At 49.6% G+C, this 26,537-nt stretch carries 23 protein-coding genes and 1 pseudogene; 19 read left to right on the top strand and 5 right to left on the bottom strand.

Features of this window, described 5'->3' with window-relative positions; translation table 11 throughout:
• Nucleotides 1-20: 20 nt before the first annotated feature.
• The 3 genes from ACFSUB_RS10275 to ACFSUB_RS10265 all read right to left on the bottom strand — a co-directional run bounded on the left by ACFSUB_RS10275 (nt 21) and on the right by ACFSUB_RS10265 (nt 3,073).
• Nucleotides 21-842 carry a carbohydrate ABC transporter permease gene (locus ACFSUB_RS10275; RefSeq protein ID WP_380713083.1) on the bottom strand — a complete coding sequence of 274 codons (822 nt, stop codon included), beginning with the start codon at nt 840-842 and terminating at the stop codon, nt 21-23.
• A 2-nt stretch (nt 843-844) separates the two neighbouring features.
• Nucleotides 845-1,735, bottom strand: coding sequence for a carbohydrate ABC transporter permease (locus tag ACFSUB_RS10270; RefSeq protein ID WP_380713082.1), 891 nt, complete (start codon nt 1,733-1,735; stop codon nt 845-847).
• A 78-nt stretch (nt 1,736-1,813) separates the two neighbouring features.
• Entirely contained in the window at nt 1,814-3,073 is a 1,260-nt protein-coding gene (locus ACFSUB_RS10265; RefSeq protein WP_380713081.1) for an ABC transporter substrate-binding protein, read from the bottom strand.
• 184 nt (nt 3,074-3,257) lie between these two features.
• Between ACFSUB_RS10265 and ACFSUB_RS10260 the strand changes: the two genes are divergently transcribed.
• Both ACFSUB_RS10260 and ACFSUB_RS10255 read left to right on the top strand, forming a co-directional pair.
• Nucleotides 3,258-4,433 (top strand): ROK family transcriptional regulator, encoded by a 1,176-nt coding sequence (locus ACFSUB_RS10260; protein WP_380713080.1) that lies wholly within the window; start codon nt 3,258-3,260, stop codon nt 4,431-4,433.
• 460 nt (nt 4,434-4,893) lie between these two features.
• The gene (locus tag ACFSUB_RS10255) at nt 4,894-6,927 is read left to right on the top strand and encodes a beta-galactosidase (RefSeq protein ID WP_380713079.1); all 2,034 of its coding nucleotides are present in this window, start codon (nt 4,894-4,896) and stop codon (nt 6,925-6,927) included.
• A gap of 58 nt (nt 6,928-6,985) precedes the next feature.
• Here ACFSUB_RS10255 and ACFSUB_RS10250 read toward each other — a convergent pair whose 3' ends face one another.
• Nucleotides 6,986-8,218 carry a hemolysin family protein gene (locus tag ACFSUB_RS10250; protein ID WP_380713237.1) on the bottom strand — a complete coding sequence of 411 codons (1,233 nt, stop codon included), beginning with the start codon at nt 8,216-8,218 and terminating at the stop codon, nt 6,986-6,988.
• Nucleotides 8,219-8,373: 155 nt separating this feature from the next.
• Between ACFSUB_RS10250 and ACFSUB_RS10245 the strand changes: the two genes are divergently transcribed.
• From ACFSUB_RS10245 to ACFSUB_RS10200, 10 genes and pseudogenes are all read left to right on the top strand, one after another.
• Nucleotides 8,374-8,643 carry a YhdT family protein gene (locus ACFSUB_RS10245; protein WP_090927706.1) on the top strand — a complete coding sequence of 90 codons (270 nt, stop codon included), beginning with the start codon at nt 8,374-8,376 and terminating at the stop codon, nt 8,641-8,643.
• Nucleotides 8,640-10,082, top strand: a complete 1,443-nt coding sequence (gene panF / locus ACFSUB_RS10240; RefSeq protein ID WP_380713078.1) for a sodium/pantothenate symporter — start codon at nt 8,640-8,642, stop codon at nt 10,080-10,082. Before ACFSUB_RS10245 ends, panF begins: the two co-directional genes overlap by 4 nt.
• 76 nt (nt 10,083-10,158) lie before the next feature.
• Nucleotides 10,159-11,040: an S-layer homology domain-containing protein gene (locus ACFSUB_RS10235; RefSeq protein WP_380713077.1), complete on the top strand. Its 882-nt coding sequence runs from the start codon at nt 10,159-10,161 to the stop codon at nt 11,038-11,040.
• Between the two features lie 53 nt (nt 11,041-11,093).
• Nucleotides 11,094-12,257, top strand: a complete 1,164-nt coding sequence (locus ACFSUB_RS10230) for an S-layer homology domain-containing protein (RefSeq protein ID WP_380713076.1) — start codon at nt 11,094-11,096, stop codon at nt 12,255-12,257.
• A 485-nt stretch (nt 12,258-12,742) separates the two neighbouring features.
• A complete protein-coding gene (locus ACFSUB_RS10225; protein ID WP_380713236.1) occupies nt 12,743-13,960 on the top strand; it encodes an ROK family transcriptional regulator in 1,218 nt (405 codons plus the stop codon).
• Between the two features lie 181 nt (nt 13,961-14,141).
• Nucleotides 14,142-14,453, top strand: a complete 312-nt coding sequence (locus ACFSUB_RS10220; protein WP_380713075.1) for a hypothetical protein — start codon at nt 14,142-14,144, stop codon at nt 14,451-14,453.
• A 91-nt stretch (nt 14,454-14,544) separates the two neighbouring features.
• Nucleotides 14,545-14,826 carry a hypothetical protein gene (locus tag ACFSUB_RS10215; RefSeq protein WP_380713074.1) on the top strand — a complete coding sequence of 94 codons (282 nt, stop codon included), beginning with the start codon at nt 14,545-14,547 and terminating at the stop codon, nt 14,824-14,826.
• Between the two features lie 15 nt (nt 14,827-14,841).
• Nucleotides 14,842-15,156 (top strand): hypothetical protein, encoded by a 315-nt coding sequence (locus ACFSUB_RS10210; RefSeq protein WP_380713073.1) that lies wholly within the window; start codon nt 14,842-14,844, stop codon nt 15,154-15,156.
• A gap of 102 nt (nt 15,157-15,258) precedes the next feature.
• A complete protein-coding gene (locus tag ACFSUB_RS10205) occupies nt 15,259-15,528 on the top strand; it encodes a hypothetical protein (protein ID WP_380713072.1) in 270 nt (89 codons plus the stop codon).
• Nucleotides 15,529-15,697: 169 nt separating this feature from the next.
• A pseudogene (locus ACFSUB_RS10200) lies at nt 15,698-15,821 on the top strand (ISL3 family transposase); the annotation flags it as partial.
• 217 nt (nt 15,822-16,038) lie between these two features.
• Here ACFSUB_RS10200 and aldA read toward each other — a convergent pair.
• Complete coding sequence (gene aldA / locus ACFSUB_RS10195) at nt 16,039-17,487, bottom strand: aldehyde dehydrogenase (RefSeq protein WP_380713071.1); 1,449 nt, start codon at nt 17,485-17,487, stop codon at nt 16,039-16,041.
• Nucleotides 17,488-17,607: 120 nt separating this feature from the next.
• On the opposite strand from aldA, the gene nagZ reads away from it, so the two are divergent.
• From nagZ to ACFSUB_RS10160, 7 genes are all read left to right on the top strand, one after another.
• Complete coding sequence (gene nagZ, locus ACFSUB_RS10190; protein WP_380713070.1) at nt 17,608-18,834, top strand: beta-N-acetylhexosaminidase; 1,227 nt, start codon at nt 17,608-17,610, stop codon at nt 18,832-18,834.
• An 83-nt stretch (nt 18,835-18,917) separates the two neighbouring features.
• Entirely contained in the window at nt 18,918-20,609 is a 1,692-nt protein-coding gene (locus ACFSUB_RS10185; RefSeq protein WP_380713069.1) for a putative bifunctional diguanylate cyclase/phosphodiesterase, read from the top strand.
• 376 nt (nt 20,610-20,985) lie between these two features.
• The gene (locus tag ACFSUB_RS10180; protein ID WP_380713068.1) at nt 20,986-22,539 is read left to right on the top strand and encodes a phytoene desaturase family protein; all 1,554 of its coding nucleotides are present in this window, start codon (nt 20,986-20,988) and stop codon (nt 22,537-22,539) included.
• Entirely contained in the window at nt 22,523-23,332 is an 810-nt protein-coding gene (locus ACFSUB_RS10175) for a phytoene/squalene synthase family protein (protein WP_380713067.1), read from the top strand. The genes ACFSUB_RS10180 and ACFSUB_RS10175 overlap by 17 nt, the downstream gene beginning before the upstream one ends.
• Nucleotides 23,333-23,354: 22 nt before the next feature.
• Nucleotides 23,355-24,863 carry a phytoene desaturase family protein gene (locus tag ACFSUB_RS10170; RefSeq protein ID WP_380713066.1) on the top strand — a complete coding sequence of 503 codons (1,509 nt, stop codon included), beginning with the start codon at nt 23,355-23,357 and terminating at the stop codon, nt 24,861-24,863.
• Nucleotides 24,863-25,993 (top strand): glycosyltransferase family A protein, encoded by a 1,131-nt coding sequence (locus ACFSUB_RS10165; RefSeq protein WP_380713065.1) that lies wholly within the window; start codon nt 24,863-24,865, stop codon nt 25,991-25,993. The genes ACFSUB_RS10170 and ACFSUB_RS10165 overlap by 1 nt, the downstream gene beginning before the upstream one ends.
• A 15-nt stretch (nt 25,994-26,008) precedes the next feature.
• Nucleotides 26,009-26,500, top strand: coding sequence for a glycosyl-4,4'-diaponeurosporenoate acyltransferase CrtO family protein (locus tag ACFSUB_RS10160; protein WP_380713064.1), 492 nt, complete (start codon nt 26,009-26,011; stop codon nt 26,498-26,500).
• The last annotated feature ends 37 nt before the right edge of the window (nt 26,501-26,537 follow it).

Below are 26,537 nucleotides of genomic sequence, written 5' to 3'. Positions count from 1 at the left end.
ACCTCTCTGTAAATTAATTGTTATTTCACGGCACCGCTTGCAAGACCTTTGACTAAGCGCTTTTGAAGTATTATGAAAATAATTAATACAGGAAGAGCGGAAATAGCAGCAAAGGCCATTAATAAATTCCATTCGATTCCGTACTGGCCAATAGCGTTATAAATACCTGCAGTCAGGGGCCAGAGTTCCTGGCTTCGGTTAAATGTAATACTGAAGATCAAATCCCCCCATGTGAAGAAAAAGGAAACAGCCCCGCAGACAATAATACTGGGGGTGGCGAGAGGCATGATAATACGTATGAACGCACTCAAAGGATTACATCCGTCAATCCTGGCTGCATCTTCCAATTCTCTTGGGATACCGAGAAAAAAGGTTCGTAAAATTAATACAGAGAATGGAATCCCTAACGTTGCGCAGGCAAGGATCGGTCCGATGTAAGAGTTTAAAATTCCCGACTGGTCAAACAGAATAAACAGCGGAGTCAAAATAACCGTGGCCGGCAGCATCTGTGTGACCAGGAATAAGAGAATAAATAATTCTTTCCCTTTTATCGAAAAGCGGGCAAGTCCGTACGCAGAAGGTACGGATAGTATCAGTACAATCAGAGTTGTAGAGCTCGCAATTAACAGGCTGTTGGCAAAATTACGTATAATCCCCCGTTGAAAGATTTCCTGATAACTATTGAACTGCCAATCTGCCGGTAGAAATGCAGGAGGAACTTGAAAGATCTCATTCTGCGTTTTAAGAGATGTTACGATCATCCAGAACACAGGAAATAAAAAGATAAAAACGATCAAAATACCGGCAATGTTCAGCAGCCATTCTTTCTTTCTGTTTTTCATGCTTACATCACCTCATCATTTTTGATCATTTTTAAGTAGACCAAACTTACAACAAATAGAATTAAAAAGAGAATATTCGCGGTTGCAGCTCCCATGCTGAATTCAAAGTCGCTGAAAGAGTATTGGTAGGACAAGGTGGAAAGTACTTCTGTAGCATTTACAGGCCCTCCCCCTGTCATCACAAAAATTAAGTCAAATACCTTAAATGTATAAATAAAGCCAAGCATCATGACGACCAGTATAACCGGGCGGAGCAAAGGGACAGTAATGCGGAAAAACTTCTGAATAATACTGGCTCCATCAAGACTCGCACTTTCGTAAATATCTTCAGGCAGGTTGCTTAATCCCGTAGAGAGCAAAAGCATATTGAATGGAATTCCTACCCATATATTTGCCAGGACTACACTCCATAGAGCCATCTGCGGGCTTGTCAGCCATGGAATCGGATTTTCAATTATTCCTATAGATAATAAGAATTGATTAAATATTCCTCCATCAGCCCCCATCATGAAACGAAATAAGAGAGCGGAGATAGTGAGAGGGATGAGCCAGCTCACCATCATAATCCCCCGCAAAAATGAAGCAAGACGGAATTTCATACTGAAAAACAAAGCCAGCAGAAATCCGATGACAAACTGAAAAACAACACTCCCAACGGTGTAAAGCAATGTATTTTTCACAGAAATCCAAAAAACACTGTCTTGAAATAGATTCATGTAGTTAGCGAAACCAACTAGACTCGATTTACCTGTGTTTAATCCCTGCAGGTCAACGTTCTGGAAGCTTAAAATCAGATTGTAGAGTAAAGGATAACCTATAAGAGCCAGCATATAGATAACCGCAGGAAATAAAAACATATATCCATTCCATCGACTGGGTAATTTTTTTAACATGATATATCTCCTTACACACCCATTTTGTGAACGAACGGTAATAAGGGAACGGGAGACAGATAGCTTTGAGCTACCCGTCTACTCCGAAATAGTTGAAACTTCTTCTGCTGCATCCTTCATAGCTTGTTCCGGTGATTTTGAATCAGTTAAAGATTCCTGCAGTGTTAACTGTATAGCTTCCGAAACATTCGGCCATTCAGGAGATGGTCCTCTTGCTTGAGCATATTCCATTATTGGAAGGAAGCTGGAAAGATGCTTATCTTCACTCCAATGATTGGATTCATTCAATATATCCTGTCTTGGAGGAAAGACCCCGGTTTCTGCTGTATAATCTGTAAGTTGTTCAGGAGATGTAAGCCATTTCATAAAATCCCAGGAAGCTTCGACATTTCCGCCGGACACACTGGTTAAATTGGCTCCTCCAAGGGTAGAAGCATGCTTTTCAGCTTTTGGAATTTCAGCGATATTGAAATGTAAATCAGGATTCTCTGATTTAATTCGTTCAATGTTCCACGTTCCATTAATCATCATCGCCAGATTACCTGTACTGAACTGACGGGCCAGATCATCCTGTGTTGCGTTAATAACACTGGAACTCATGGAACCGTTATCGACCAATTCATTTACCAAGGATAAAGCCTGTGTGGCTCCCTCTGATCCAAGGCTTTTATAGTCAGCTCCTGCGGATAAGAGGAAAGGATAGAATTGGAAGGTAGATTCTTCCGATTTTACTGCTGACATGCCGAATCCCTGGACCGCCCCTTGAGTCAGTTGAGAAGCAGTATCTTTCAAATCCGACCACGTTTCAGGAGGGTTGGAAATGCCGGCTTCCTCAAACATGTCTTCATTATAATAAAGTCCTAACGTGTTACTTGTGACTGGAAGTCCATAATATTTACCGTCATACGTAGTAGAATGTAAAGGACCTTCGAGAAACTGTTCTGTTTGCTCCCAATTCTCAATCTGTTCCGTTAGGTCTGTGAGGATTCCTTGTTCAGCAAAAGCCGCATTATCGACGTTGTCCATAAAAACCATATCAGGTAGGTTACTTCCGGCAGAACCGACAGACAGTTGTTTCTTGATTTCGTCAAACGGGACATATTCTGTTTTTATAACGACTTCATCCTGAGAATTGTTATACTCTTCTACCAGCTGATAAAACTTCTCCTGCTGCACACCGGTGAAGTAATCCCAAACTAAAATCTCTTCAGCAGAACCACCCTCACTGTTTCCTCCTTCAGAAGATGAAGTATTGCCACCGTTACTTCCGCATGCCCCTAAAACCATGAACATGAGAACCGCGCTGACCAGCCCCAGACTTTTTGCAAACAGCTTCATTTTAACACCCCTTGCTATAAGTTTAGATAGTTTAAATGATGAACAAAGTGCAAAGTGATAACAGATGCGTTTTCTAACATAGGATGATGACTTTTAGGATAGAATAAGAGATAGATGTAGACTTATTATACGATTATTTTTATGCTATTATGTTTAATAAATAAACAAACGTTGGAGGATTACGATGAAAACCGGTGATCAGGAGTTAGTGAAAAAAATTAATAAATCCATTGTTCTGCAGACGATACAGGCATCGAGTCCAATATCCAGGGCACAGATCTCGAAGGAATCGGGGTTGAACAAGGCAACAGTATCGGGGCTCGTGAGCGAGTTGATGGAAGAAGACTTTGTGCTTGAAATCGGGACCGGGCTCTCAAGCGGCGGCCGGAAACCGGTTATGCTTTATTTTAACCAGACAGCCGGCTATGCCATAGGTATCGATCTCGGAGTCAACTACATACTGGCTGTACTGACGGATCTGCAGGGTCAGGTGGTGGAAAAAATAGAGGAACCGCTGGAGGAAACGTCTCCCGGAGTGGTTCTGCCTATGCTTAAGAATATTATCAACACATTGATGGAAAAACAGCCGGCCAGTTCCTACGGAGTAGTCGGCATAGGCGTTGGTGTGCCGGGTATTACGGACAACAACGGGTCCATCCTGTTCGCGCCGAACCTGAACTGGGAACAGGTGAATGTAAAGCAGGATCTGGAGCAGTATTTCGAGCTTCCGGTGGTGATTGAAAACGAAGCAAAAGCCGGCGCCCACGGTGAAAATATTCACGGAGCGGGCAGAAAAAGTTCCGATTTTGTTTACATCAGTCTCGGCATCGGTATTGGAACCGGCATTATTATTGATGACAAATTATACAAAGGTGCCCGCGGAATGTCGGGGGAGATGGGACATATCTCCATCGATGCGAATGGGAAGAAATGCCGCTGCGGAAACAAAGGGTGCTGGGAATTGTACAGTTCGGAGAGTACATTGCTGGAGCAGGCGGCGAAACTGCCTTCGATGGAAGGGAAAGAGCTGAGCCTGAACCAGTTGATACAGGAAGCAGAAGCCGGGAACGGGGAGGTCCTTTCCTTGCTCAGCCGCATCGGGGAATATGTGGGCATTGGACTGACCAATGTCGTGAACACGTTCAACCCGGAACAGATTATTATCGGCAACCGTCTGTCCAAAATCCAGCGCTGGCTCGAGAATCCTATTCACCACGTGCTGGAACAGCGTCTGCTTCCACCCTTTTACGAAGGACTGGAGGTTTCTTTCTCCCAGTTCGGCATTGAATCCTGCGCTCTTGGTTCCGCGGCATTTTCGGTTGAAGCGTTCTTTTCGGAAAACAAAGTCACCGTTACCTGAAGGGCGGAAAATCCGGCGCGGCGCGGTGTTTTCAGCGGAATTTCTGCTGCTGAAGGCACCGCGCTTTTTTATAGGACTCTGTAGTGGACACTGGATATTCAGCTTGTATTTCCAGTGTCCACGGAGGTGGTTTTGATGGATACAATCTTTCTAAAGTGAGCAATTAGTGTCCATTGTCGTCAGTCGGTGACCACTAATCGATGATTTCAGCAGGGTAGTGTCCCCACAACGCTGTTTTGTAGACACTAATCTTTGTTTTCGAGAAGATAGTGGACATACCTCTTAGGATTTTAAGAGGGGGAGGCCTTCCTTTTTCACTTCTTACTGATTAATTAATTTAATTAATAATTGACTTTCAGCGCGATCGCTATTAAACTACTTCTGAAAGCGTTTTCTATCAAACGACGGACATATACATAAAAGCATCTATTGTAGACTCGAAAAAAAGAGAGGGTTTCATATGATAAACAAACAGCTTCCAAAGATTTGGTTTGGCGGGGATTACAATCCGGAGCAGTGGGACAGGGAGACGTGGGATGAAGACGTGCGGATGTTTAAGCTCGCCGGCATTGATGTGGCGACATTAAATGTGTTTTCCTGGGCGCAGAATCAGCCGGATGAAGACACGTACCATTTTGAATGGCTCGATGAACAGATTGACCGCCTGTATGAACAGGGGATTTATACGTGCCTGGCCACGAGCACAGCCGCTCATCCGGCGTGGATGGCAAAGAAGTACCCCGATATGCTGCGGGTGGATTTCCACGGGCAGCAGCGGAAGTTCGGAGGCAGGCACAATTCCTGCCCCAACAGCCCGACTTACCGAAAGTATTCAGAGAGGATAGCGGACAAACTGGCAGCGCGCTACAAAGAACATCCAGGGGTGTTGATCTGGCACGTATCCAATGAATACGGGGGATACTGCTACTGCGGGCACTGCGAAGCGGCGTTCCGGGAGTGGCTGAAAGAAAAATACCAGACGCTCGATGAAGTGAACAGAGTATGGAATACCCGTTTCTGGGGCCATACGTTTTACGACTGGGATGAAATCGTTGCCCCCAGTGCTTTAAGTGAGGAGCGCAAAGGGAGTGAGACAGATTTTCAGGGGATCTCCATCGATTACCGTCGGTTTATGTCGGACAGCCTGCTGGAGTGTTTTCAGCTGGAATACAACGCGCTCAAAAAACACACCCCCGATACGCCGGTGACGACGAATCTCATGGGTACGTTCCCGATGCTTGATTATTTCAAATGGGGAAAAGAGATGGATGTTGTCTCGTGGGACAATTATCCGGCCATGGATACCCCGATCAGCTACACCGCGATGACGCATGATTTAATGCGCGGGCTGAAAAGCGGGCAGCCCTTTATGCTGATGGAACAGACACCGAGCCAGCAGAACTGGCAGTCTTACAACTCTTTGAAACGGCCGGGCGTGATGAGGTTGTGGAGTTATCAGGCGGTGGCGCGGGGAGCCGATACGGTTCTGTATTTTCAGCTGCGACGTTCCGCCGGGGCCACGGAAAAATTTCACGGTGCCGTTATTGAACACGCGGGTCATGAACATACGAGGGTGTTCAGGGAAACCGCGGAGCTTGGCAGAGAGTTGGACGTGTTGTCGGATGAAGTGCTGGACAGCCGGGTGCAGGCCAGAGCCGCCATCGTTTTTGACTGGGAAAACCGGTGGGCGGTTGAATTGTCGAGCGGTCCGTCCGCGGCGCTTGATTATGTGACGGAAGTGCACAAATATTATGATGCCTTGTACCAGCAGAATATCCAGGTGGACATGATCGGGGTGGAAGAGGACCTGAGCGGCTATGACCTTGTCATTGCGCCTGTGTTATACATGGTGAAACGCGGATACGCGGGTAAGCTGAAGACGTTTGTGAATAATGGCGGTACTTTTGTTACCACATTCTTCAGCGGTATCGTCGATGAGCATGATCTCGTCACCCTTGGAGGTTATCCGGGAGAGTTACGAAGTCTGCTCGGCATCTGGGCCGAAGAGATCGATGCGCTGCCGCCGGAGAAGAAAAATCAGATTGTCATGAAAGAACCATGGGAGCACGGGCGGAAAGAATATAACTGCCGGCTGCTGTTTGATCTTATCCACGCGGAAAGCGCTGAGGTGCTGGCGGAGTATGGTTCCGACTTTTACGCGGGCATGCCGGTTGTCACGAAGAACTCCTACGGCAGCGGAAATGCCTTCTATGTTGCGTCGAGTCCGGAAGGGGACTTTCTGAAAGATTTTCTCCGCGACCTTTGTGAAAAGCAGGGGATAGCCCCGCTTGTGACATACGCCGACGACGGGGTGGAAGCTTCGGAACGCCGCAGCAACAGCGGTTCCTATCTGTTTCTCATGAATCACAACGACCGCACGTCCTCGTTTGATATTGGAGAGAGACAGACAGAAGATCTGCTCACAGGAGAAATGGTCACCGGAGCGCATGCGCTTGAGCCAAAAGGGGTAATGATTTTAAAGGACTCCCTGTAAGAAAATAAAGCATACCAAAAAAGCTTCCGCCCATCTGTATTGACAGGCGGAAGCTTTGTTATTCTTCTGTCATTTTTGTAATTCTCACTTTTTCAATCCGGTTTTTGTTCATCTTCAGTATTTCAAAGTACAGTGAATCATATTCCAGTGTTTCTCCTTCTTTTGGTATCTTTTCCATTTCCTTATATAGAAACCCTGATATTATATCCTCATCCTCCGGAATACTCTCCCGGAACAAATCATTGAGACGGCGGAGACCGAGTTTGCCGTGGCAGACAATGTGCTGTTCCGACAGTTCCTCAATCAGCTTCTCTTCGCTGTCATCCGTTTCATCGGCGATTTCCTGGCCGATCATCGCTTCAATAATGTCTTCGTGACTGATAATGCCGCTGGTGCCGCCGTATTCATCCAGCACGATGGCCAGGTGCTTTTTCTCTTTGAGCATCATTTTAAAGACTTTCTCAATATTGGTCGTTTCGACAATGTAGAGCGGATAATTATCGGTGAAATCCGCCAGACTCAGGCCCGGCTCCTGGGCCCATTTAAGGAGAAGCTTAGAGTGAAAAATACCGATGATATGGTCCATATCCCCGTCATACACGGGATAACGGGTATGATTATTCTCGAGCACGATGGCTTCGGCTTCGTCGTACGAGCTTCCGGCCGGGATGCCGGTGATATCGATGCGCGGTGTTTTCAGGGCGTCTTTCACATCTTTATTGTAAAAGTCGATGACCCCTTTGATCCGCTGGGTTTCATCACTTTCAAACGTTCCTTCCGACGAACCGATGTCGACCATCGTTTTCAGTTCCTCTTTGGAGAAAGAGGACTGTTCTTTTTCCCCTTTTGAAATAACCCGTATAACCGCACCTGTGAAATGCGACAGCAGATAGGTCAGTGGTTTGAAAATAGTCATCACGGCCCGTATCACCGGGGCGACCAAGTAGGCAATCCGGTCAGCAAAGGTAGCGGCCGTTGATTTTGGCAGCACTTCAGAGAAGACAATAATGGTAACAGTCAGGGCGGCGGAAGCGATGCCGACGTTAATGCCGTAATCGAGCGCCACGATGGTGACCAGCGTGGGGAGGGTAATATTGGATATATTGTTGCCGATCAAGATCGCGGTAATCATCTCATCGGGACGTGAAATCATATGTAATAATTTTTGGGACGCTTTATCTCCGTTATCCGCGCGTGATTTTACTTTCATCTGATTAACGGCGGTAAGAGCCGTTTCGCTGCCTGATAAAAACAGGGATACACAGAGTAAAACGATAATAGCAGCTATCATGTAACCATCCTCCAACGTTTGAACGTGTTCCACACTCCTTACTATACCCTTTCCAAAACAGAAGAAACACCGAATTATTTTGCGAATTGTATGTAAAAAAGGAACGATGCATAGTAAAATCTGTCGTAGAATGTAATGTTTGAGGGGAGAGGTAGATGAAGAACGTGGATAAGCGATTTCGTATTGCACACCGGGAAGCTTGGATCGGGGTCGGCCTGGTGGTATTCAATTTTCTGTGGTGGTTTGGTTTTGCCTATGGATTGGGGTCGGCTGATCCTTCAGCGTACCATTATGTTCTTGGTATGCCGGCCTGGTTTTTCTACAGCTGCGCCCTGGGGTCTATTGTAATGATGGTGCTGGTCAGCGCTGTAGTAAAGCTTTTTTTCAAAGAAGTACCGCTTGACGATGAGGAGGGATCTTCATGAACTGGGGAGTTGTGATCCCTCTGATTGTATTTGTGACGGCGATTTTTGGCATCGGTTTCTGGGCATCGCGGCAGATGGCGTCCAAGCGCGACTTCCTGCAGGAGTATTTTCTGGGAAGCCGGGAGCTTGGCGGGCTGATCCTTGCGATGACGATGATTGCAACGTACGGAAGCGCCAGCAGTTTTGTCGGTGGTCCGGGAGTGGCTTACACCCAGGGGCTCGGCTGGGTACTGCTTGCGATGTCCCAGACGGCAACCGGTTACTTCGTGCTTATGATTCTTGGGAAAAAATTTGCGGTAAAGGCACGGCAGTATAAGGCTGTAACGCTTGTTGATTACCTGAAAGGACGTTATCAAAGCAAGGCCGTTGTGCTGCTCAGCGCGGCGAGCATTATAATTTTCCTGTTTTCAGCAATGGCTGCGCAGTGGGTGGGAGGCGCCCGTTTGATTGAGTCACTGACGGGGCTTTCCTACACATCCGCTTTATTTATCTTCGCCGCCGCGGTGATTGTATACGTGATTATCGGCGGGTTCCGTGCTGTTGTCGTCACGGACACGCTGCAGGGCATTGTGATGTTTTTCGGTACACTTATTATACTTATTGGAACCATTATAGCAGGCGGCGGTATGGGCAATATTATGTCCGATCTTGCCGCAGAAAACCCGAATCTTGTGACACCGTTTGGTCACGACGGCAGCCTGACACCAAGGTACGTTTCTTCGTTCTGGATTCTTGTCGGTGTAGGTGTCATCGGTCTGCCGCAGGTGGCGGTGCGGGCGATGTCCTATAAAAGTTCCAAAGGGATGCACCGGGCGCTCATTATCGGTACGGTGGTCACGGCGTTTATGATGTTTGGGATGCACCTTGTCGGCGTCATGGCGCGTCCGATTCTGCCCGGCATTGAAACACCGGATTCCGTGATGCCGCGGATCGCGATGGAAGTGCTGCCGGCCTGGCTTGCCGGAGTTGTGCTGGCCGCACCGATGGCAGCTATCATGTCCACGGTGGATTCGCTGCTTCTGCTTGTCAGTTCCACTGTAGTGAAAGATGTGTATGTGAACTATATGAAACCCGATGCGTCCCGCAAGCAGGTGAAGCGGGTCAGTTTCGGAGTGACGGCGGTTCTTGGGATCAGCGTGTTTGCGATGTCGCTCAGCCCGCCGGATCTGTTAATCTGGTTGAATCTGTTTGCTTTCGGAGGGCTTGAGTCCGCCTTTATCTGGCCGGTTGTACTCGGTCTGTACTGGTCGAAAGGGAATAAATACGGAGCGCTCGCCTCCATTATCATCGGCGTCGCCGCGTACAGCCTGATTCATAATCTGTGGCCGGAACCGTTCGGCATGCATACCGTGACGCTTCCGGTACTGCTGTCATGCGCGGGGTATATTACAGCAACCCTTGTTTCCCGCCGCGTCACGACCATCGGCCATCATCCATGAAAATGTTATCATCGGGTGAGCAGCGGGGATTTTATTTTCAAAAAAATAAAAACACGACCGGTGAGGAGGTCTATAGATGAAATATGTATATCGAACCGGACTGCTTCTATCGGCAGCGGCTGCAGCAATTGGAGGCTCTTTATTTTACGCCGGCGGTGCTGATGCGGCAGATGCTTTTTCCGATGTTCGTAACAGTCACTGGGCGTCGGCATCTATTCAGCGCCTCGCGGAAGATGATATCGTAAACGGGTATTCCAACGGGACGTACCACCCCGGCGAAGAGATTAACCGGGGGCAGGTCGCGGAATTGTTGACGACAGCATTCAGCTTGAACCCGGGAAGTACGGCTTCATCTTTCAGTGATCTCGACAGCGGCAGTTATTATACGCCATTTGCCGAAGCGGTGAATGAGGCAGGGTATATGACCGGAAGCGCCAACAGGTTTGAAGCAGGAGCAGATTTGACAAGACAGCAGATGGCAACGGTTCTCGTGCGTGCTTTCTCTCTGGAAGATGAGGGAGACGGGGTAGGGATCCGTGACTTAAGCAGTGCGGCCCCCACCCACCGTCCGAACATAGAAATCCTCGCCCAGCACGGGATTACAGAGACAAGCAGCGGGATGTTCCGTCCGGATGAAACCGTAACGAGGGATCAGTTCGCTGTCTTTTTGGACCGTGCCAGAGCGGTTGCTCATACAAGAGATGCAGGAATTCTTGAGGCAGCCTCATCCGGGCGGAATACGATGGATGTCAGTTTTGACCGGCAGCTTTCAGCGATCAGTGTAGATGACTTCTCCTTTCAGCCTCCTGCCGTAGTCCTGAGTGTGGAGTTTGTAGATGCGGAGAATTCTCCGGCGGGAAGCGATGACGCCGTCACTGTAGTCCGCCTGACGACAGGGACACAGGAAGGAAGTCACAGGCTTTATTACAAAGGGGAACGCACGGAAATTGAAATGTGATAGATAACAGACAGATACAGTTGTCTCAGCTAAGAAGAGAGGAGAGAATATTGTTGTCCTATATTGTAAAATGGACCGCCGGCGCTGCTCTGTTGCTTGCTGCCTTTACGGCGGTATTCCATCTGCAGGCGCCAAAGGCAGAAGCGGCGGCAGCTTTTTCGGATGTGGAAGAGGAGTACTGGGCATCCGGATCGATTCAGCGTCTTTCAGAGAAAGGAATACTGGGCGGCTATTCCGACGGTACCTTTGCGCCCGGCGAAGAGATTAACCGGGGCCAGGCGGCTTCGATGCTCGTACGCGTGTTTGACCTGAATATGGAGGAGCAGCCTGAATCCACGTTTGAAGACTTGAACGCGGGCAGTTATTTCACGCCGGCGGCAGAAGCCGTCAAAGAAGCAGGATTGATGGGAGGAAGAGAAAATAACACGCTTTTTTCTCCTGATATGAATTTAAGCCGGGAACAGATGGCTTCGATACTGGTACGGGCTTTCGGACTGCAGGCCCGGGAAGGCGGACAGACGGTGATTGCTGATATCGAGGAAGCGTCCCAGACCCACCGGGCGAATATTGAAATACTGGCGGGCCATGGTATTACCGCCACGCCCGATCAGCGTTTTCATCCCCGGGACCCTGTCACACGCGCCCAGTTTGCCGTCTTTCTCGAGAGGGCACAGGCTGATGAATATACGAAAGAACAGGGATTGACAGATGTCAGCATGGTGGATGAGGAAACCATTGATGTGCAATTTGAACAGACGCCGGGGAACGTTGAAGCAGGACAGTTCTCGTTCGATCCGGCCGTAAACGTATCCCGGACTGAAACGGTGGGAAGGAACACGGTCCGTTTGACGGTCGAGCCGATGGAGCACGACCAGTCTTATTCTCTGTTGTATCAGGGAACGTGGACAGGGATGACTGTGGAAACGGCACCGGAACCGGTGGTCGAAGACGTGATGGCCTCTGATCTGAAGCAGGTGACGGTTCAGTTCAACACGGACATCAGCGGCATGGAGCTGACGAGTCCTGACGCCTACAGACTTGCCACAACAGGAGGCAGCACGATAACGGTTGACAACATTCAGGCGGAGGGAAGGACCGTCACCCTGAACTTGAATGAAGCACGTCCGCAGGGCGATACCGCTGTCCTTCAGCTTACAGCCCCGGTTGTTTCGGAACCAGAAGCATACAACCTGGTGTTTTTTGATGAAACGATGTAAAACGATAGTAGAAAGACGCTCCCGGTTATCCTGAATGATAGCCGGGAGCGTTTTCTGTAGGTGGGTGGGCCCGTCTGGGGCGAATAAATGCACGCAGCCGGCACAAATTGGTCGATGGATTCGCTTTAACGACCAATTGCATGATTGAGCAAGTGGAAAACGGTCCCAGGGGATCTTTTAGAGGCATCTGTAGTGTGTTTCTGCTTGGAAATGGTCGAGAGAGGTCGTCTATCGACCGTTTACCGGCAGAGTGCTCCAGGGAGACCGCCTCAGCCGGTCTTTGAAACCATGTATCTCTTTTGCGGGCTCGCGTGTGGACATTATGCGTTTGAGGGGCGCCTTTAGTGTCCATACCCCATAAGGATCTTTTTCCCCCAAGCCCTTTCGATATAAAAAAACTTAATGTAAACGCATATAAAAGTACGTTAATTAAGTTAATTTATATGATATACTGAGAGAGAGTACAGGATGGAGGGCACGATATGATACAGACCGGAAGCTTTCAGTGGATGAAATCATTAAATAAATCCATCATATTAAATAAAATACGTACGAACGGACCGATTTCACGCGCCCAGATCGCCAAAGACACCAAGTTAACACCACCGACCGTGAGCAGTATCGTGAAAGAGTGGCTGGATCAGGGTTTTGTGAAAGAAAGCAGTCTTGGAACGTCGCAGGGCGGACGGAAACCGACGATGCTTGAGATGAACAACAGTGAATTTTTTGTGATAGGTATTGATGCAGGACCGAATGAGATGGAAATGATTTTATCGGATTTATCCGGAGAAGTCGTTGATGGTGCCCGGATTCCGATCACACTGCCGATTCAGGAACATGATTTTATCGAAATGCTGCAAGGCGGCATCCGTCGTTTTTTACATAGATATAACCATCTTCGTGACAAAATAATCGGCATTGGTGTTGCCATGCACGGGGTAGTGGATGCGGCGTCCGGGATATCACTGTATGCGCCGAACCTGGATCTGCGTGACATGCCGGTAAAAGAGAAACTGGAAGCTGCTTTTCCCTATTCGGTGAAAGTCGAGAATGACGCAAGAGCGATGGCGCTCGGAGAAGCCTGGTTCGGTGAAAGCGGAGAGGCCCACAGCATGATGGCCGTCAATATCGGACGCGGCATCGGAGCCGGTATGGTGATAGACGGAAAGCTGTATCACGGGGAATTTGATACAGCAGGAGAAGTCGGGCACATGACGATTGATATTCACGGAGAAACGTGTCAGTGCGGCAATACCGGGTGCCTCCAGACGATGGCCTCCGGACCGGCACTTGCCGCAAAAGCAGAGAGACTGGCAGCATCCGGCGAAGCCACCGCGCTTTCTGAAAGAGCTGCCCGCAGCGACGGCGTCATCACCGGAGAACTGGTGTATGAAACGGCGCTGGCAGGGGATGAGGTATGCCGGAAGCTGCTCGAAGACACCGGCCGTTACATCGGTATCGGCTTCACGAACCTGATTCACGTCATGAACCCCGGCAAAATCGTGATCGGAGGAGGCGTGTCCAACGCAGCATCTTATATCCTTCCCCCCATTAAAGAAGAAATCAAGAAGCGGGCCCTGACGACAAAAGCCAAGCATACCGACGTCGTCGTGTCCGGTCTCGGGGACCAGGCCACCGCACTCGGCGCCGTCTCGCTCGTACTGGTCGAGCTGTTTGACCCTGAAGTGATCGTTTCGCAGTGACTACACGTTAGACAGAAACACCGGGAAATCTAAAAAAATATTCAAATTACAACGGGAGGGTACCACCCCTCTCTTTTCTTATTTTATACTGGAAATGTAAGTTTTTATGAAAACACGTCGCAGACAAAAGATGCTGTGTTTATAAAAGAATGGATGAAGGAGACTGATAGGAGGGTTTACTGTGCAGCAATTAAATGAGTGGACGCAGGGATGGGCTTCGATCATACTATACGCTGTCCTGCTGACCGTTATGATATATTTCAGCCTATCTTTAATTTTTAAAAACCGGGGGCGTTATGTCCTCGATATTGCAACCGTCATGATTGAAGCACTCATCATTTTAGTTGTTGTCCCTTTTATTGCTCCTCCGCTTATTGGAGGCTGGCAGGCCCTTGGAATATTATTTACAGCAGCTGTCGGTATCATGATCAGTGTTCTTTTTACCATAATCAAGGTTGCAGTCCTCCGCAGGCAAAAACACTTCAATTCATAGTTACAGAGGGCTTTTTGGCAGTGTGCTGAAACATCAAGAAAGTGGATTAAAAACAGGGTAATGATCACCGATTCTGGATGAAGGAGACTGGATGATGAGAAAAAGAATAACAGGTGTTGTGTCAGTTGGTATCCCGTTGCTGCTGCTTTTTTTGATTTTGAACTTTTTTTCAGGACTTATTCCGATGGACAACATGCAGGGACTGCCCGTTATTCTGCCGATCTTCCTTTGTCCCATCGGCGCCGTAATAGGCTTTGTTTCATACAGGTTATACAAGGATAAATGGTCCCTTATCGGCATTGTTTTTAATATAGTGATGTTTTTGTTTCCGATATTGTATCATGTTATCGGAACAGTCATTTTTGGCGTGTAGAGGAGCTTCGTTCCTATGATGATAGTTAATAAGACTTTTAGCTTTTGGGCTTTTTTGACCAGTGTACTGGGTGTTGTGTTTTTTATACTCAGCCATGCCGCAGCTCCCAGAGTACCACAAGGCTTCATAGCCATTCTGACAGCCTTTCTCTACATATTGGCTGTCATTTTACTCCTTGTTGGATTAATAAGTGCTGTTACAGCTGTTATTCGAAAGGAACCGAAGAAGATCAAGTACGCAGGAGTTGTTATACCTTTTCTCATCATTCTTTATTATATACTGGTTCCCGTCATCATGGCATTATTGTGGGGAATGAGCGACAGTCCCTGATAAAGGGAGGAATACTCTCTTTTTGTGTGAAGGTATGTACCTGGGAATGCGGTGTGTGGCATGATTCGGCGGATTACGTAATAAGCACTGGAGGCTTTTGAAATGCAGCAACAAATGTTTTTCCTTATCACGTATTGGATTATGGTTGCCATTGGATTGGCTTCTTTTTATTACACGTTTATGGACTACGGGTTTGGAATTACGGTGTTAATAACAGTCGTTACGGGTACATCAGCTGCTCTCCTGGCAAACGCGCTTAGAAATCGGTTATTGATTATGCTGGCTGTGCTGCTGTTTTTCAGTTCTCTGATTTTCATCGGGATTATCAGTATAGATGACCTGGTGGCAGCGTTTATTGTTGAAGGAAAATGACAGCATATGCTCCCATGACTGGAACATACCGGCTGAGAGAAAATGAATCAAGAAGTTCATATTATAAAAAAAGCAGTGCCGTAATAACCAACAGGTATTGCCAGCCACATAAATAAAGCCCCAACCCTTAAGAACTGGCAGACGAAAAATTAAACAGATTCACCGTCCTATCGAAGGGCTGATTAACCAGACAAAGGTGATGAAATGCCTTTGGATTTCAACGATATGATCGACTTCAAAGTAAAATTGTATTATATCATCAAATGAAGTATCAAAATGTTCAAGTAGGATAATGGGGCGGAAGCCGACAGCCTCCACCTCAACATTTGACTTAGAACCGAATAGAACATCATTCCCTATCCTATCAAGACTTTGGAGGATATGTCGAAAGAACGCATCACGGATTCAGGTTTTCTCCTTCGACCACTAAAAAAACGTAAGTATGGAGCAGCCATACTTACGTTTTTATTCCTTTCCGTTTCTTTTTCACACGTATGAACGAAGCTGTTCTTACTGGATATCGTCTTTATACTGCATGTACACGACGTGGGTTTCGAGGTGTTCTTCGAGCCCGTGACGGCCGTCGGCGCCACCGATGCCGGATTGTTTGCGGCCGGCGTGGAAGCCTTGGATGGCTTCGAAGTTTTCGCGGTTCACGAAGGTTTCGCCGAATTCGAGGCCGTTGACGGCTTTCATGATTTCGTGCATGTTTTCGCTGAAGATGGAGGACGACAGTCCGTATTCGGTGTCGTTGGATTTTTCGATGACTTCGTCCATCGTCTGGAACGTCACAATCGGGAGAACCGGACCGAAGATTTCCTGCTGGATGACGTTCATGTCCTGGGTTACATTGCTGAGCACGGTCGGTTCGAAGTAATAGCCGTCTGTGTTTTCAGCGGGTGTTCCGCCGGTTTCGACGAAGGCACCTGCTTTTACTGCTTCGTTCACCATATTTGTGACGCTGTCGAGCTGTTCCTGCCCAACCAGCGGACCGATATCGGCATCGCTGTCCTGCAGCGGGTTGCCGTATGTGGCCTGTTTCATTTTCTCTGTGATACGTTTCGTGAATGCTTCGGCCACATCTTCATGCACGTAGACACGTTCTGCGTTGGTGCAGGCCTGTCCGTTATTGATCGTGCGGGACTGGTAGATGTTTTCCACCGCGGTATCAAGATCAGCATGTTTCGTCACAATCGCCGGTGCCTTGCCGCCGAGTTCGAGGTTCACTTTGGTCATTGTCTGAGCGGCTGCTTCCATCACAGCGGTACCGGCCGGTTTGCTTCCGGTCATGGAGACCATGCCGATGCTTTCGTGCTTGGCAAGGGTGTTTCCGACAGTGGAACCTTTGCCGTAAACAATGTTCAGAACACCCTCCGGCAGGCCGATACTATGAATAAGCTTCATCATTTCCCCGGCTGTGACCGGTGTGGCCTGCGCGGGTTTAATGACGGCGGTGCACCCGGTCAAGAGCGCCGGTGCGACTTTACGGGCGAAAATAAAGATCGGGAAGTTCCAGGGAATGATTCCGCCGATCACGCCGATCGGTTTTTTCATGACGAATATATTTTCATTCGAACGGTCACTGTTTAGAATTTCTCCTTCATATTTTCTGGCCCAGCCGGCCATGTAGCGGAAGTAGTCGACGGCGGTGTCTACTTCGGCTTCGGAGAGGGCGGGGACTTTGCCGTTTTCTTCGGTCAAGGTCCGGGCGAGGTGATCTTTATTCTGCTCAAACAGATCGGCGATACGGCTTAAATACCCGGCGCGTTCGGACGCAGGGGTCTGACTCCAGCTGCCAAAGGCGCTGCGCGCGGCCTGCACCGCCTGCCTGGTTTCCTCCGCCGTGCCGGACGGGGTGGTCGCAATCGTTTCTTTCGTTGCAGGGTTTTCGACGGTAATAGTGTCATGATGGTTAGATGTCATCCAATTTCCGTTTATATAATGGGTAAAGGTTGTCATTGGTATACCTCCTGAAACGATTATCATGATAGAATGGGTACACTTTAATAGAAGGCCGGAATAATGCCGGCGCTACCTGTATTCCACTAAGAGTCCACGTAAAAACATAAGGAGGCTTATATGAAACGATGGTTGTGTCTCACGTTCCTGGCAGCGGCTGTTCTTGCAGGATGTAATCAGGAATCACATCCCCCCTCTGAAGAGCAGCCTTCCAAAACAGGTACGGAGCAAAACGTTCAGAAAGAAAAGCCTGATCCGGTCGAAAGAAAAGTGAAGAACATGACGATAGAGGAAAAAGTGTCCCAGATGCTCTATATCGGATTGCAGGGAACCTCGTTATCCACAGATGAAAAATCCATGATCCAGGCGGGAGCGGGTGGTATTTTTCTTCTTGGCGGCAATATCGAAAACGAAACACAACTTGAACAGTACATGACCGATATTAAAGAGGCGGATGCGGAGACAGAGATTCCTCTGTTTCTTGGAGTGGATGAAGAAGGGGGCAGGGTCAGCCGGATTCCGGATACGATAGAAAACATTCCGGCTGCAGCAATTGTCGGACGTTCCGCAGATGAGGGAACGGCCGGGGAAGTCGGGCGGCTGCTGGCGGAAAAAGTGAAACGGTTTGGATTCAATATGGATTTTGCCCCGGTGCTTGATGTAAACAGCAACCCTGACAACCCGGTGATCGGGGATCGTTCCTTCGGTTCGTCTCCTGAAACAGTATCCCGTCTGGGGACAGCGGTTATGCAGGGCATGAAGGAAGAGAACATCATTCCGGTCGTGAAGCATTTCCCGGGTCACGGGGATACGTCTACCGATTCGCACGTCCAGCTTCCGGTCGTGGATAAAACCAAAGAGGAAGTGGAGAACATGGAACTTCTTCCATTTCAGCAGGCAGTGGAAGAGGGCGCGGATATGGTCATGACCGGGCACCTTCTGTTTCCGGCGGTGGATGAAGAGTATCCGGCCTCCATGTCTGAAGAGGTGATTACCGGAATGCTGCGCGAAGATATGAATTTTGATGGCGTTGTTGTCACCGATGATATGACGATGGGAGCCATTGCCAACCAATACGGCATGGCGGAAGCAGCTGTTCAGTCGGTGAAGGCCGGCGCGGATATGGTGATGACCGCCGATGCCGGAGGCGGGACGTTTGAAGAGATACAAAACGCTATGCTGCAGGCTGTAGAAAACGGAGAGCTGACTGAAGAGCGGATTAATAAAAGCATGACAAGGATACTCCGTCTGAAAGAGGATTTTTCACTGGACAGCCCAAGCCCTGCCACAGTGGATAAGGAAGCGCTCAATACGTCGATAAGAAACGTTGTAAACCGTTTAGACTAACGAGGTAAAAGGGTAAAAACTGTTAAAGGAAGAATGTTTTGAAAAGCGCTTCCTTTGTCGGAAAGCGAAAGGAGAACCTGTGTATGGATAGGGCACAGTCCAGGTTGCAGGCAATCTGGGAACGAAGCGGCTATGCGGTATACGAAATGGACCTGCATGGTTTTTATTTAGATGCCAATAAAAAAATGGAAGAAATCACAGGATACGCTCGTCATGAATTCGAAGAGCTGTCGTTTCATGCGGTGGTACTTGTGGATGAAATCAACAAAACGAAACACCATTTCCGGCTGGCGGCCCGCGGGGAGACGCAGCATTACGAGGTGGATATTGTAAAAAAAGACGGGACGCCGGCCACGCTGCACGTTTCGAATTTTCCATTAATAGAAAACGACCGGGTTGTCCGGGTAATCGGTATGGCAATAGATATCACCGGCAAAAAACAGGAAACGGCACGAATGCACCGGATGGCTTTCTATGATACGATAACGAATCTTCCAAATGAAGTGCTGTTTCTGGACCGGCTTGAACAGACTATCCAGCAGAGCAGACATGAAGAGCGGAAACTTCATGTTCTCTGTCTGCACATTGATCAGCTGTCTGAACAAGCGGAAACTCTTGGAACGCCGGATGAACACGAACTGTTTCAAGCTGTGATTAATAGGCTGATGAAACACCTGCGCCCTGAAGATTCAATGGCCCGCGGGGCAAAAGATCAGTTTTTCTGTCTGCTTCCTGCCGTCTTGGAAGCAGGGGAGATGGAGTACACCGCAGAGGATATATTGAGTATTTTTGATCATTCTTTTCTTGTGTCCGGCACAAGTGTCCGTTTAAAGGGGCGGCTGGGCATCGCCGTTTTTGACGGCACGGAAGGAACAACCGCAGGGGAGCTTCTGGAGCAGGCCCGGACAGCGGCACAGACCTGTGAATTCGGGTATGAAAAAGCCTGGCAGTATTATGAAACAAAGATGGAAGAAACCAGGTACTGGAAGCGGAAGCTTGGTTATCATATCACAACGGGATTAACCAAGAATGAATTTTATCTGGAATACCAGCCCATTGTAGATGCAGCATCGGGGCGCCCGCTGCTGATGGAAGCGCTGATCCGGTGGGAGCATCCGACGCTCGGCACGATCTCACCCGGACGCTTTATCCCGCTCGCCGAAGAATTGGGGTCCATTGTCGCGCTGGGCAGATGGGTGTTGATGGAATCCTGCAGAATGGCGGCGTCCTGGAAAGAAGCAGGACATCAGAATCTCATTGTTTCGGTGAACGTATCCGTCAAACAGCTCCTGGAAGGCAAAGCGTTTGTCCAGACGGTGAAAGAAATTCTTGAGGAGACTGCACTTCCACCGTCACTGCTGGAACTGGAAATCACGGAAACGGTGCTGATGAGTAAGGAAGGGGATATTAAAAAAACGCTGGAGCAGTTGGAGAAACTCGGTGTCCGTCTGGCAATCGATGACTTTGGAACCGGCTATTCCTCCCTGACGCATCTGAATACCTTCCCGGTTCATACGTTAAAAATAGATAAATCGTTTATTCACAATCTTTCCCATCAGGAAAACAACAAGGCGATTGTTTCCTCCCTCGTGACTCTGGCCGGACAGCTTGACCTCTGCTCCATAGCCGAAGGAGTGGAAACAGCCGAAGAAGCTGCGGTGCTGAAAGAAAAACAATGCCAAGGACTGCAGGGCTATTACTTCAGCCGGCCGCTGCCGGCATTTGAGGTACCAGCCTATCTTCAGCGGATGAATCCGGGAACTACTTTCCCCTGATGCGTCAGAGACGAATCAGGGGTTCAGCTATGTAGACACAGGGTTCGCTATATTCCCTTTTTCACCGATAGAGAGGGGAGCCCGTACGCTGTTCTTTCTTAACTGGTTTCGATAAAAATAAGACTGAGTAATGGAACCAATGTCCGAATCTGCACGTTCTCTTCCAGTGAATTTTTTGATACACACCTTCCCCCTCACTTATTTCCAAGTAAAAAGGCGCTTGCCCATATCCGTTTCAGGGTATGGGATAGTTAGTTACACATCTTCTATAAGATGCGGTATCATGTAGGATAAAGGCAGATGCTCTTCCCGGCGGTAGTATCGAATAACGGACCGCCTCAGGCGGACGGATTCGATTAGGAGAAGAGGCGGGATTATGCATAAAAACCAAAGCATCATTGTTATTGGTGCGGGTGTGGCAGGACTGGCTTCGGCCATCCGCCTGCAGCACGCGGGGTATCAGGTGTCTCTGTATGAGAAGGAGTCCATGCCCGGCGGCAAAATGCACCGCATAGAAAAAGACGGATACCAGTTTGACCTCGGTCCCAGCATTGTAATGATGCCGGAGCTGTACCGGGAAGTGTTTGAGCTTGCCGGCAGAGATCCGGATGATTACATTCCGATGGACAAACTGGAACCGATGTACACAGCCTTTTTCGGGGAGAACAAGGAAGACAGCTATAATATGTCATCAGATAACGCGGAGCTGATGAAGACACTGGAGTCCTTTGGGGACGAAGATGCTTCCGGCTTTTTGAAGTACCTGCAGACGATTCATGAACGCTTTCTCACCGCGAAACATCATTTCATCCAGCGGCCGTTCCGCAGCCCGTGGGAAGTGCTTCACCCTTCTGTACTGCGCCAGGCCGCGAAACTGCGGACACTCGGGAGCGCGGATACGTTTGTCGGGAAATTCATCAAAAATAAGCGGCTGAAGGAAATGATCAGTTTTCAGACGCTGTATATCGGCGTGTCGCCGTATAACGGTCCTTCCCTTTATACGATGATCCCAATGATTGAACACTTGTACGGCGTCTGGTTCATCAAAGGCGGCATGTATACGATGGCAGCTTCGATGGAGCGGTTGTTTCTGGAACTGGGAGGGGAAGTTCACTACAACAGCCCGGTGGAAGAGATTCTGATTGAGAATCGGCAGGCGTATGGCATCCGCGCCGGCGGACAGGATGTTCATGCCGATTATGTGGTATGCAACGCCGATTTCCCCTATGCCATGAAGCATTTGGTGACAGATGAAAAGGCAAAAGGAAAGTATACCGACAAAAAAATCGACCGCATGAAATATTCCTGCTCCTGCTTCATTATGTATCTTGGTATGGATAAAAAGTATGAAGGACGCGTGAATGTCCATAACTTTATCTTCGGGGGAGACCTGAAAGAAAACATTGAAGACATTTTCGCCGGCCGGAAACTCGAAAATCCTTCGTTCTACGTGCATATCGGTTCGAAAATGGATCCGTCCATGGCACCGGAAGGAAAAGATGGATTGTATATTCTGATGCCGGTATCAGATCTGTCGACCGCGGATTACAAGTGGAATGAAGATACGGTTGCGTACTACCGCTCGCGTGTGTTTGAAGAGCTTGAGAAAATGGAAGGTTTCGAGAATATGGAAGACCATATTGTATCGGAAACGCATATGACACCTCCCGATTTTGAATCGAAGTTCCATGCTCACAACGGAGCCTGCTTCGGCCTTCGTCCCAACTTGAAGCAGAGTAATCATATGAGGCCGCAGAGCAAGGCGCCTAAATGTGAAAATCTGTATTTTGCCGGAAGCAGCACGCATCCGGGAGCCGGCGTACCGATTGTTCTGCTGTCGGCCCGGATCGCATCGGAAGAGTTGATCGCAGACGATCAGGCAGATCAAGTTCAGAAGCGGAGGGGTGGTGCACATGCCGGAGAAAAATAAAGTAAGCAGCCTGGAGATGGATTATAAATACTGCAAAGATATTATCAGGCAGCATTCCAACAGTTTTTACTATGCTTTTTCCCAGCTCCCGAAAGAGAAGGCGGAGGCGGTTTATGCGGTATATGCCTTCTGCCGCCGGGCTGATGACTGTATCGATACGGCAGGTTCCCGGTCTGAACAGGTCCGGCAGTTGAAACAGCTTCACCACGAGCTGGTATGGTTTTCGAAAGGAACACCGGTGGACCACCCAATCTGGAATGCGCTTGGGGATGTATTCGAACGCTTTGATATGGAACTGCAGCCCTTTTTTGACCAGTTGTCCGGGCAGCGCATGGATATCGACTTCACAATGCCGGAGACGATGGAGGACGTGGAAGAGTACAGCTATTACGTTGCCGGAACAGTAGGGCTCATGCTGCTTCCCATTCTCGCGGTGGACAACGTCCGCTCCTTGAAAAAAACGGCCATCGACCTTGGCATTGCGATGCAGATTACAAATATTCTGCGGGACGTGGGCGAAGATCTCACGCAGAATAATCGGATTTATCTGCCGCGGCAGGAAATGAAGCGGGTATCGTACGAAACGACCGACCTGGAGCAGGGTGTGATTAATGAGAGCTTCATTGCGCTGTGGGAAACGATGGCCCGGCGTGCGGAAACGCTCTACGACGGGTTTGAACAGTATATTGACTGGTTTGATGAAGACAGCCGGAACCAGGTTCTTCTTTCCGCCGGATTGTACCGGGGGATTCTCGACCGGGTACGCAGCCGGCATTACAACTGTTTTCAGTGAGGAAGGGAAGAGGTGAACCGGCATGAAGGACGATGGCAAAACGATTATCGTGACAGGAGGCGGTCTGGGTGGTCTTTCCGCGGCTGTGTCTCTCGCGCAGAGCGGGTATAACGTTACCCTTTATGAACAGAATGACCATCTCGGCGGCAAACTGAACCGCCTGGAACAGGACGGGTTCGGGTTTGACCTCGGACCGTCCCTTTTGACGATGCCCCGTATCTTTGAAGCATTATTTACCGGCAGTAACCGCCGGATGGAAGACTATATCCAGGCGGTTCGGCTCGAGCGGGAATGGCGGTCGTTTTTCCCGGACGGCACAGTACTTGATCTGTACGGCGATCTGACGAAAATGCTGGAAGAAAATGAGGCACTGGGAGAAAAGGATATCGAAGAATACAGAACCTTTCTTTCCTACGCCCGGACCATTTATGATGCGACGGAGAAAGGGTATCTCGGCCGCGGCCTGGACACGCTGCCGGAGATTCTCCGTTTTCACGGTCTGAAGGAATCGTGGTACGGATTTGATTTCTTCTCTACCATGCATGAGGCCATTGCCAAACGCATCAGCCATCCAAAGCTGCGCGATATGGTTTCTTACTTTATCAAGTACGTCGGCTCTTCGCCGTACGACGCCCCGGCTGTGCTCAATATGATGGTATACATGCAGCACACCGAGGGGGCATGGTACGTGCCCGGCGGCATGCACAAAATCGCACAGGGCATCACAGCACTTGCCAAAGAAATCGGCGTGGAGATTCACACCGGGACCGGGGTGCGTCGTTTTGTGAAAGAAAAAGGCGGTCGGATTGCGGCGGTGGAACTGGAAGACGGCACCCAGCGCCGCGCTGACTATTTCATTTCGAACCGGGAAGTCATTCCTACATATGAAATGCTGCTGGGTGAAGACGTATCTTATCTGAAAAAACTCGAGAAAAAATACGAACCGTCGAGCTCCGGTCTCGTGCTTCACCTCGGGGTGGATAAGTTGTATCCCCAGCTGTCGCATCATAATTTTTTCTTCTCCAATGATCTAAAGGAGCAGATGAATAAAGTGTTCCACCGGCACGAGCTTCCGGATGATCCGACGATTTATCTTGTGAATGTGAACAAAACAGATCCGTCCCAGGCGCCCGAGGGTCATGAAAATATAAAGGTACTCCCCCACATCCCGTATATTCAGGATGAGCCTTTTTCGGACCGGGATTATGAGTGGTTCCGCGGGCGCGTGCTGGATAAACTGGAGAACATGGGGCTTGAGGGTCTCCGGGATCACATTGTCACCGAAGACCGCTGGACGCCGCATGACATAGAGCGCATGTACGGGTCGCACCGCGGATCGATTTATGGCACCTTGTCGGACAAGAAGAAAAATAAAGGATTCAAGCACCCAAAGCAGAGTGAGCGCTATGACAATCTGTATTTTGCCGGCGGCACAGTGAATCCGGGCGGCGGCATGCCGATGGTGACCAAAAGCGGCCAGCAGGTTCGTGATTTGATTGTGGAACGGGACCGCGGAGGAAGGAGCAGATAATGCTTACATTTCTTTTTGGAGCGGCGGTGGTACTGGCTGCAGTTGGCACGGCAGCCGGCGCATGGATGCTTTGGCGGATACCGGTTCCGGCAGCGAACGCCGCTGTGCCGGGAAAAGGTGTAACGGATGTCACCGTTATTATTCCGGCGCGCAATGAAGCACGCAGGATCCGGCCGCTGCTGGAATCGATGCGGCGGCAGACAGTGCAGCCGCTTGAGATTCTCGTCGTGGATGATGCGTCCACTGATGATACAGCGGCAATCGCGGCTTCTTACGGGGCGGAGGTGCTGCCGAATAAAGAACTCGAAGAAGGCTGGACCGGAAAATCGGCCGCGTGCTGGCTCGGCGCGCAGCGGGCCGCCGGGGACAGGCTGCTGTTTCTCGATGCGGATACCGTTCTAAGAGAGAAAGACAGCCTGCACCGGATCCGGTCGGCATTTGATGGGAACGGCGGCCGCGGTCTTCTGTCCGTACAGCCGTATCACGTCATGCATGAGGGCTATGAGTATTTGTCCGCCTGGTTTAACGTGATTGTCATGGCGGGGATGAACGTATTCACGCCGCGCGGGACCGCGATCCGTGAAGCCGGGTCTTTCGGGCCGTGCATCATCTGCTCACGCAACGATTACTTCGACGCCGGCGGACATAAAGGGGTGCGTGAAGCCGTCATGGATGATCTGGAGCTTGGCGCCGCGTTCCGCCGCGCGGGATTCCCCGTTTTCTGTTATGGGGGGCGGGGCATCATTGATTTTCGAATGTATCCGGAAGGCTTTCGTTCCCTCGTCGAAGGATGGACGAAGAACTTCGGCACCGCCTCGCAGGCGACGCATCCTTTTGTAACCGTGCTTATCAGCCTGTGGATCAGCGGAGGCATGGCGGGGATGCTTCTCCCTCTCGCTGCGCTTCTTTTTCCGCTTCCGGGATGGACCGCCTTCGCAGCAGCCGCCGCTTACGGCGTGTATGTAATGCACACGGCCTGGCTGGCGCGGCGTACCGGAACGTTCCCGCGCTGGATTTTTCCATTCTTTCCGGTGCTGCTACTCTTCTTCCTTGGGCTGTTTCTCTGGTCGCTGTATCTGACGAATGTCCGCGGCACCGTCACATGGCGCGGACGTAAAATTAACGTGTAAGGAAGGGCTCCTGCTATGCCGTTTGTTGAGCTTCCGCTGTACTGGATTGCTATTCTCGATATCGCCGCCTGGGGTGTGTTCCATATGGCCGCATCAGCCGCATGTTACTATATGCCCGCGCGCTGGTTCAGTGAGCCTGCCGGTCTGTACCGCATCCGGAACTGGGAGCGCGGAGGGCGCTTCTGGCAGAAATACCTGCGGGTAAAGAGCTGGAAGCATCTTGTACCGGACGGCGCCGCCATGTTCCAGAACGGGTTCGCCAAGAAACACCTCCAGCAGCAGGACGCCGATTATCTCGGCGTATTTGTACTGGAGTCGCGCCGCGCTGAATTGACCCACTGGCTCACCATCCTGCCCGGTGCTTTGTTTTTTCTATGGAACCCGCTCTGGGCCGCCTGGATCAACGTCTTCTACGCGCTGGCGTTGAATATTCCCATCATCATCCTGCAGCGCACCAACCGCGCCCGCCTCGAACGAGTCACTGCGCGGCGGAAACCAGGCCGCTAACCTTCAAAATTGATCGATGTCTGCCGGATTGTACATG

This window comes from Salibacterium lacus (assembly GCF_042684865.1).
Classification (GTDB): Bacteria; Bacillota; Bacilli; order Bacillales; family Marinococcaceae; genus Salibacterium; species Salibacterium lacus.
Note: the sequence above shows the minus strand (reverse complement) of the source record. Positions and strands in the feature narration are given on the sequence as shown.

Coding starts and splice junctions, on each gene's coding strand:
- ACFSUB_RS10180 (WP_380713068.1), top strand. CDS start 20,986: ATGCATAAAAACCAAAGCATCATTGTTATTGGTGCGGGTGTGGCAGGA.
- ACFSUB_RS10250 (WP_380713237.1), bottom strand. CDS start 8,218: ATGATAGCTGCTATTATCGTTTTACTCTGTGTATCCCTGTTTTTATCA.
- aldA (WP_380713071.1), bottom strand. CDS start 17,487: ATGACAACCTTTACCCATTATATAAACGGAAATTGGATGACATCTAAC.
- ACFSUB_RS10170 (WP_380713066.1), top strand. CDS start 23,355: ATGAAGGACGATGGCAAAACGATTATCGTGACAGGAGGCGGTCTGGGT.
- ACFSUB_RS10215 (WP_380713074.1), top strand. CDS start 14,545: ATGATGAGAAAAAGAATAACAGGTGTTGTGTCAGTTGGTATCCCGTTG.
- ACFSUB_RS10255 (WP_380713079.1), top strand. CDS start 4,894: ATGATAAACAAACAGCTTCCAAAGATTTGGTTTGGCGGGGATTACAAT.
- ACFSUB_RS10270 (WP_380713082.1), bottom strand. CDS start 1,735: ATGTTAAAAAAATTACCCAGTCGATGGAATGGATATATGTTTTTATTT.
- ACFSUB_RS10275 (WP_380713083.1), bottom strand. CDS start 842: ATGAAAAACAGAAAGAAAGAATGGCTGCTGAACATTGCCGGTATTTTG.
- ACFSUB_RS10210 (WP_380713073.1), top strand. CDS start 14,842: ATGATGATAGTTAATAAGACTTTTAGCTTTTGGGCTTTTTTGACCAGT.
- ACFSUB_RS10165 (WP_380713065.1), top strand. CDS start 24,863: ATGCTTACATTTCTTTTTGGAGCGGCGGTGGTACTGGCTGCAGTTGGC.
- ACFSUB_RS10235 (WP_380713077.1), top strand. CDS start 10,159: ATGAAATATGTATATCGAACCGGACTGCTTCTATCGGCAGCGGCTGCA.
- ACFSUB_RS10265 (WP_380713081.1), bottom strand. CDS start 3,073: ATGAAGCTGTTTGCAAAAAGTCTGGGGCTGGTCAGCGCGGTTCTCATG.
- panF (WP_380713078.1), top strand. CDS start 8,640: ATGAACTGGGGAGTTGTGATCCCTCTGATTGTATTTGTGACGGCGATT.
- ACFSUB_RS10175 (WP_380713067.1), top strand. CDS start 22,523: ATGCCGGAGAAAAATAAAGTAAGCAGCCTGGAGATGGATTATAAATAC.
- ACFSUB_RS10160 (WP_380713064.1), top strand. CDS start 26,009: ATGCCGTTTGTTGAGCTTCCGCTGTACTGGATTGCTATTCTCGATATC.
- nagZ (WP_380713070.1), top strand. CDS start 17,608: ATGAAACGATGGTTGTGTCTCACGTTCCTGGCAGCGGCTGTTCTTGCA.
- ACFSUB_RS10185 (WP_380713069.1), top strand. CDS start 18,918: ATGGATAGGGCACAGTCCAGGTTGCAGGCAATCTGGGAACGAAGCGGC.
- ACFSUB_RS10205 (WP_380713072.1), top strand. CDS start 15,259: ATGCAGCAACAAATGTTTTTCCTTATCACGTATTGGATTATGGTTGCC.
- ACFSUB_RS10260 (WP_380713080.1), top strand. CDS start 3,258: ATGAAAACCGGTGATCAGGAGTTAGTGAAAAAAATTAATAAATCCATT.
- ACFSUB_RS10245 (WP_090927706.1), top strand. CDS start 8,374: ATGAAGAACGTGGATAAGCGATTTCGTATTGCACACCGGGAAGCTTGG.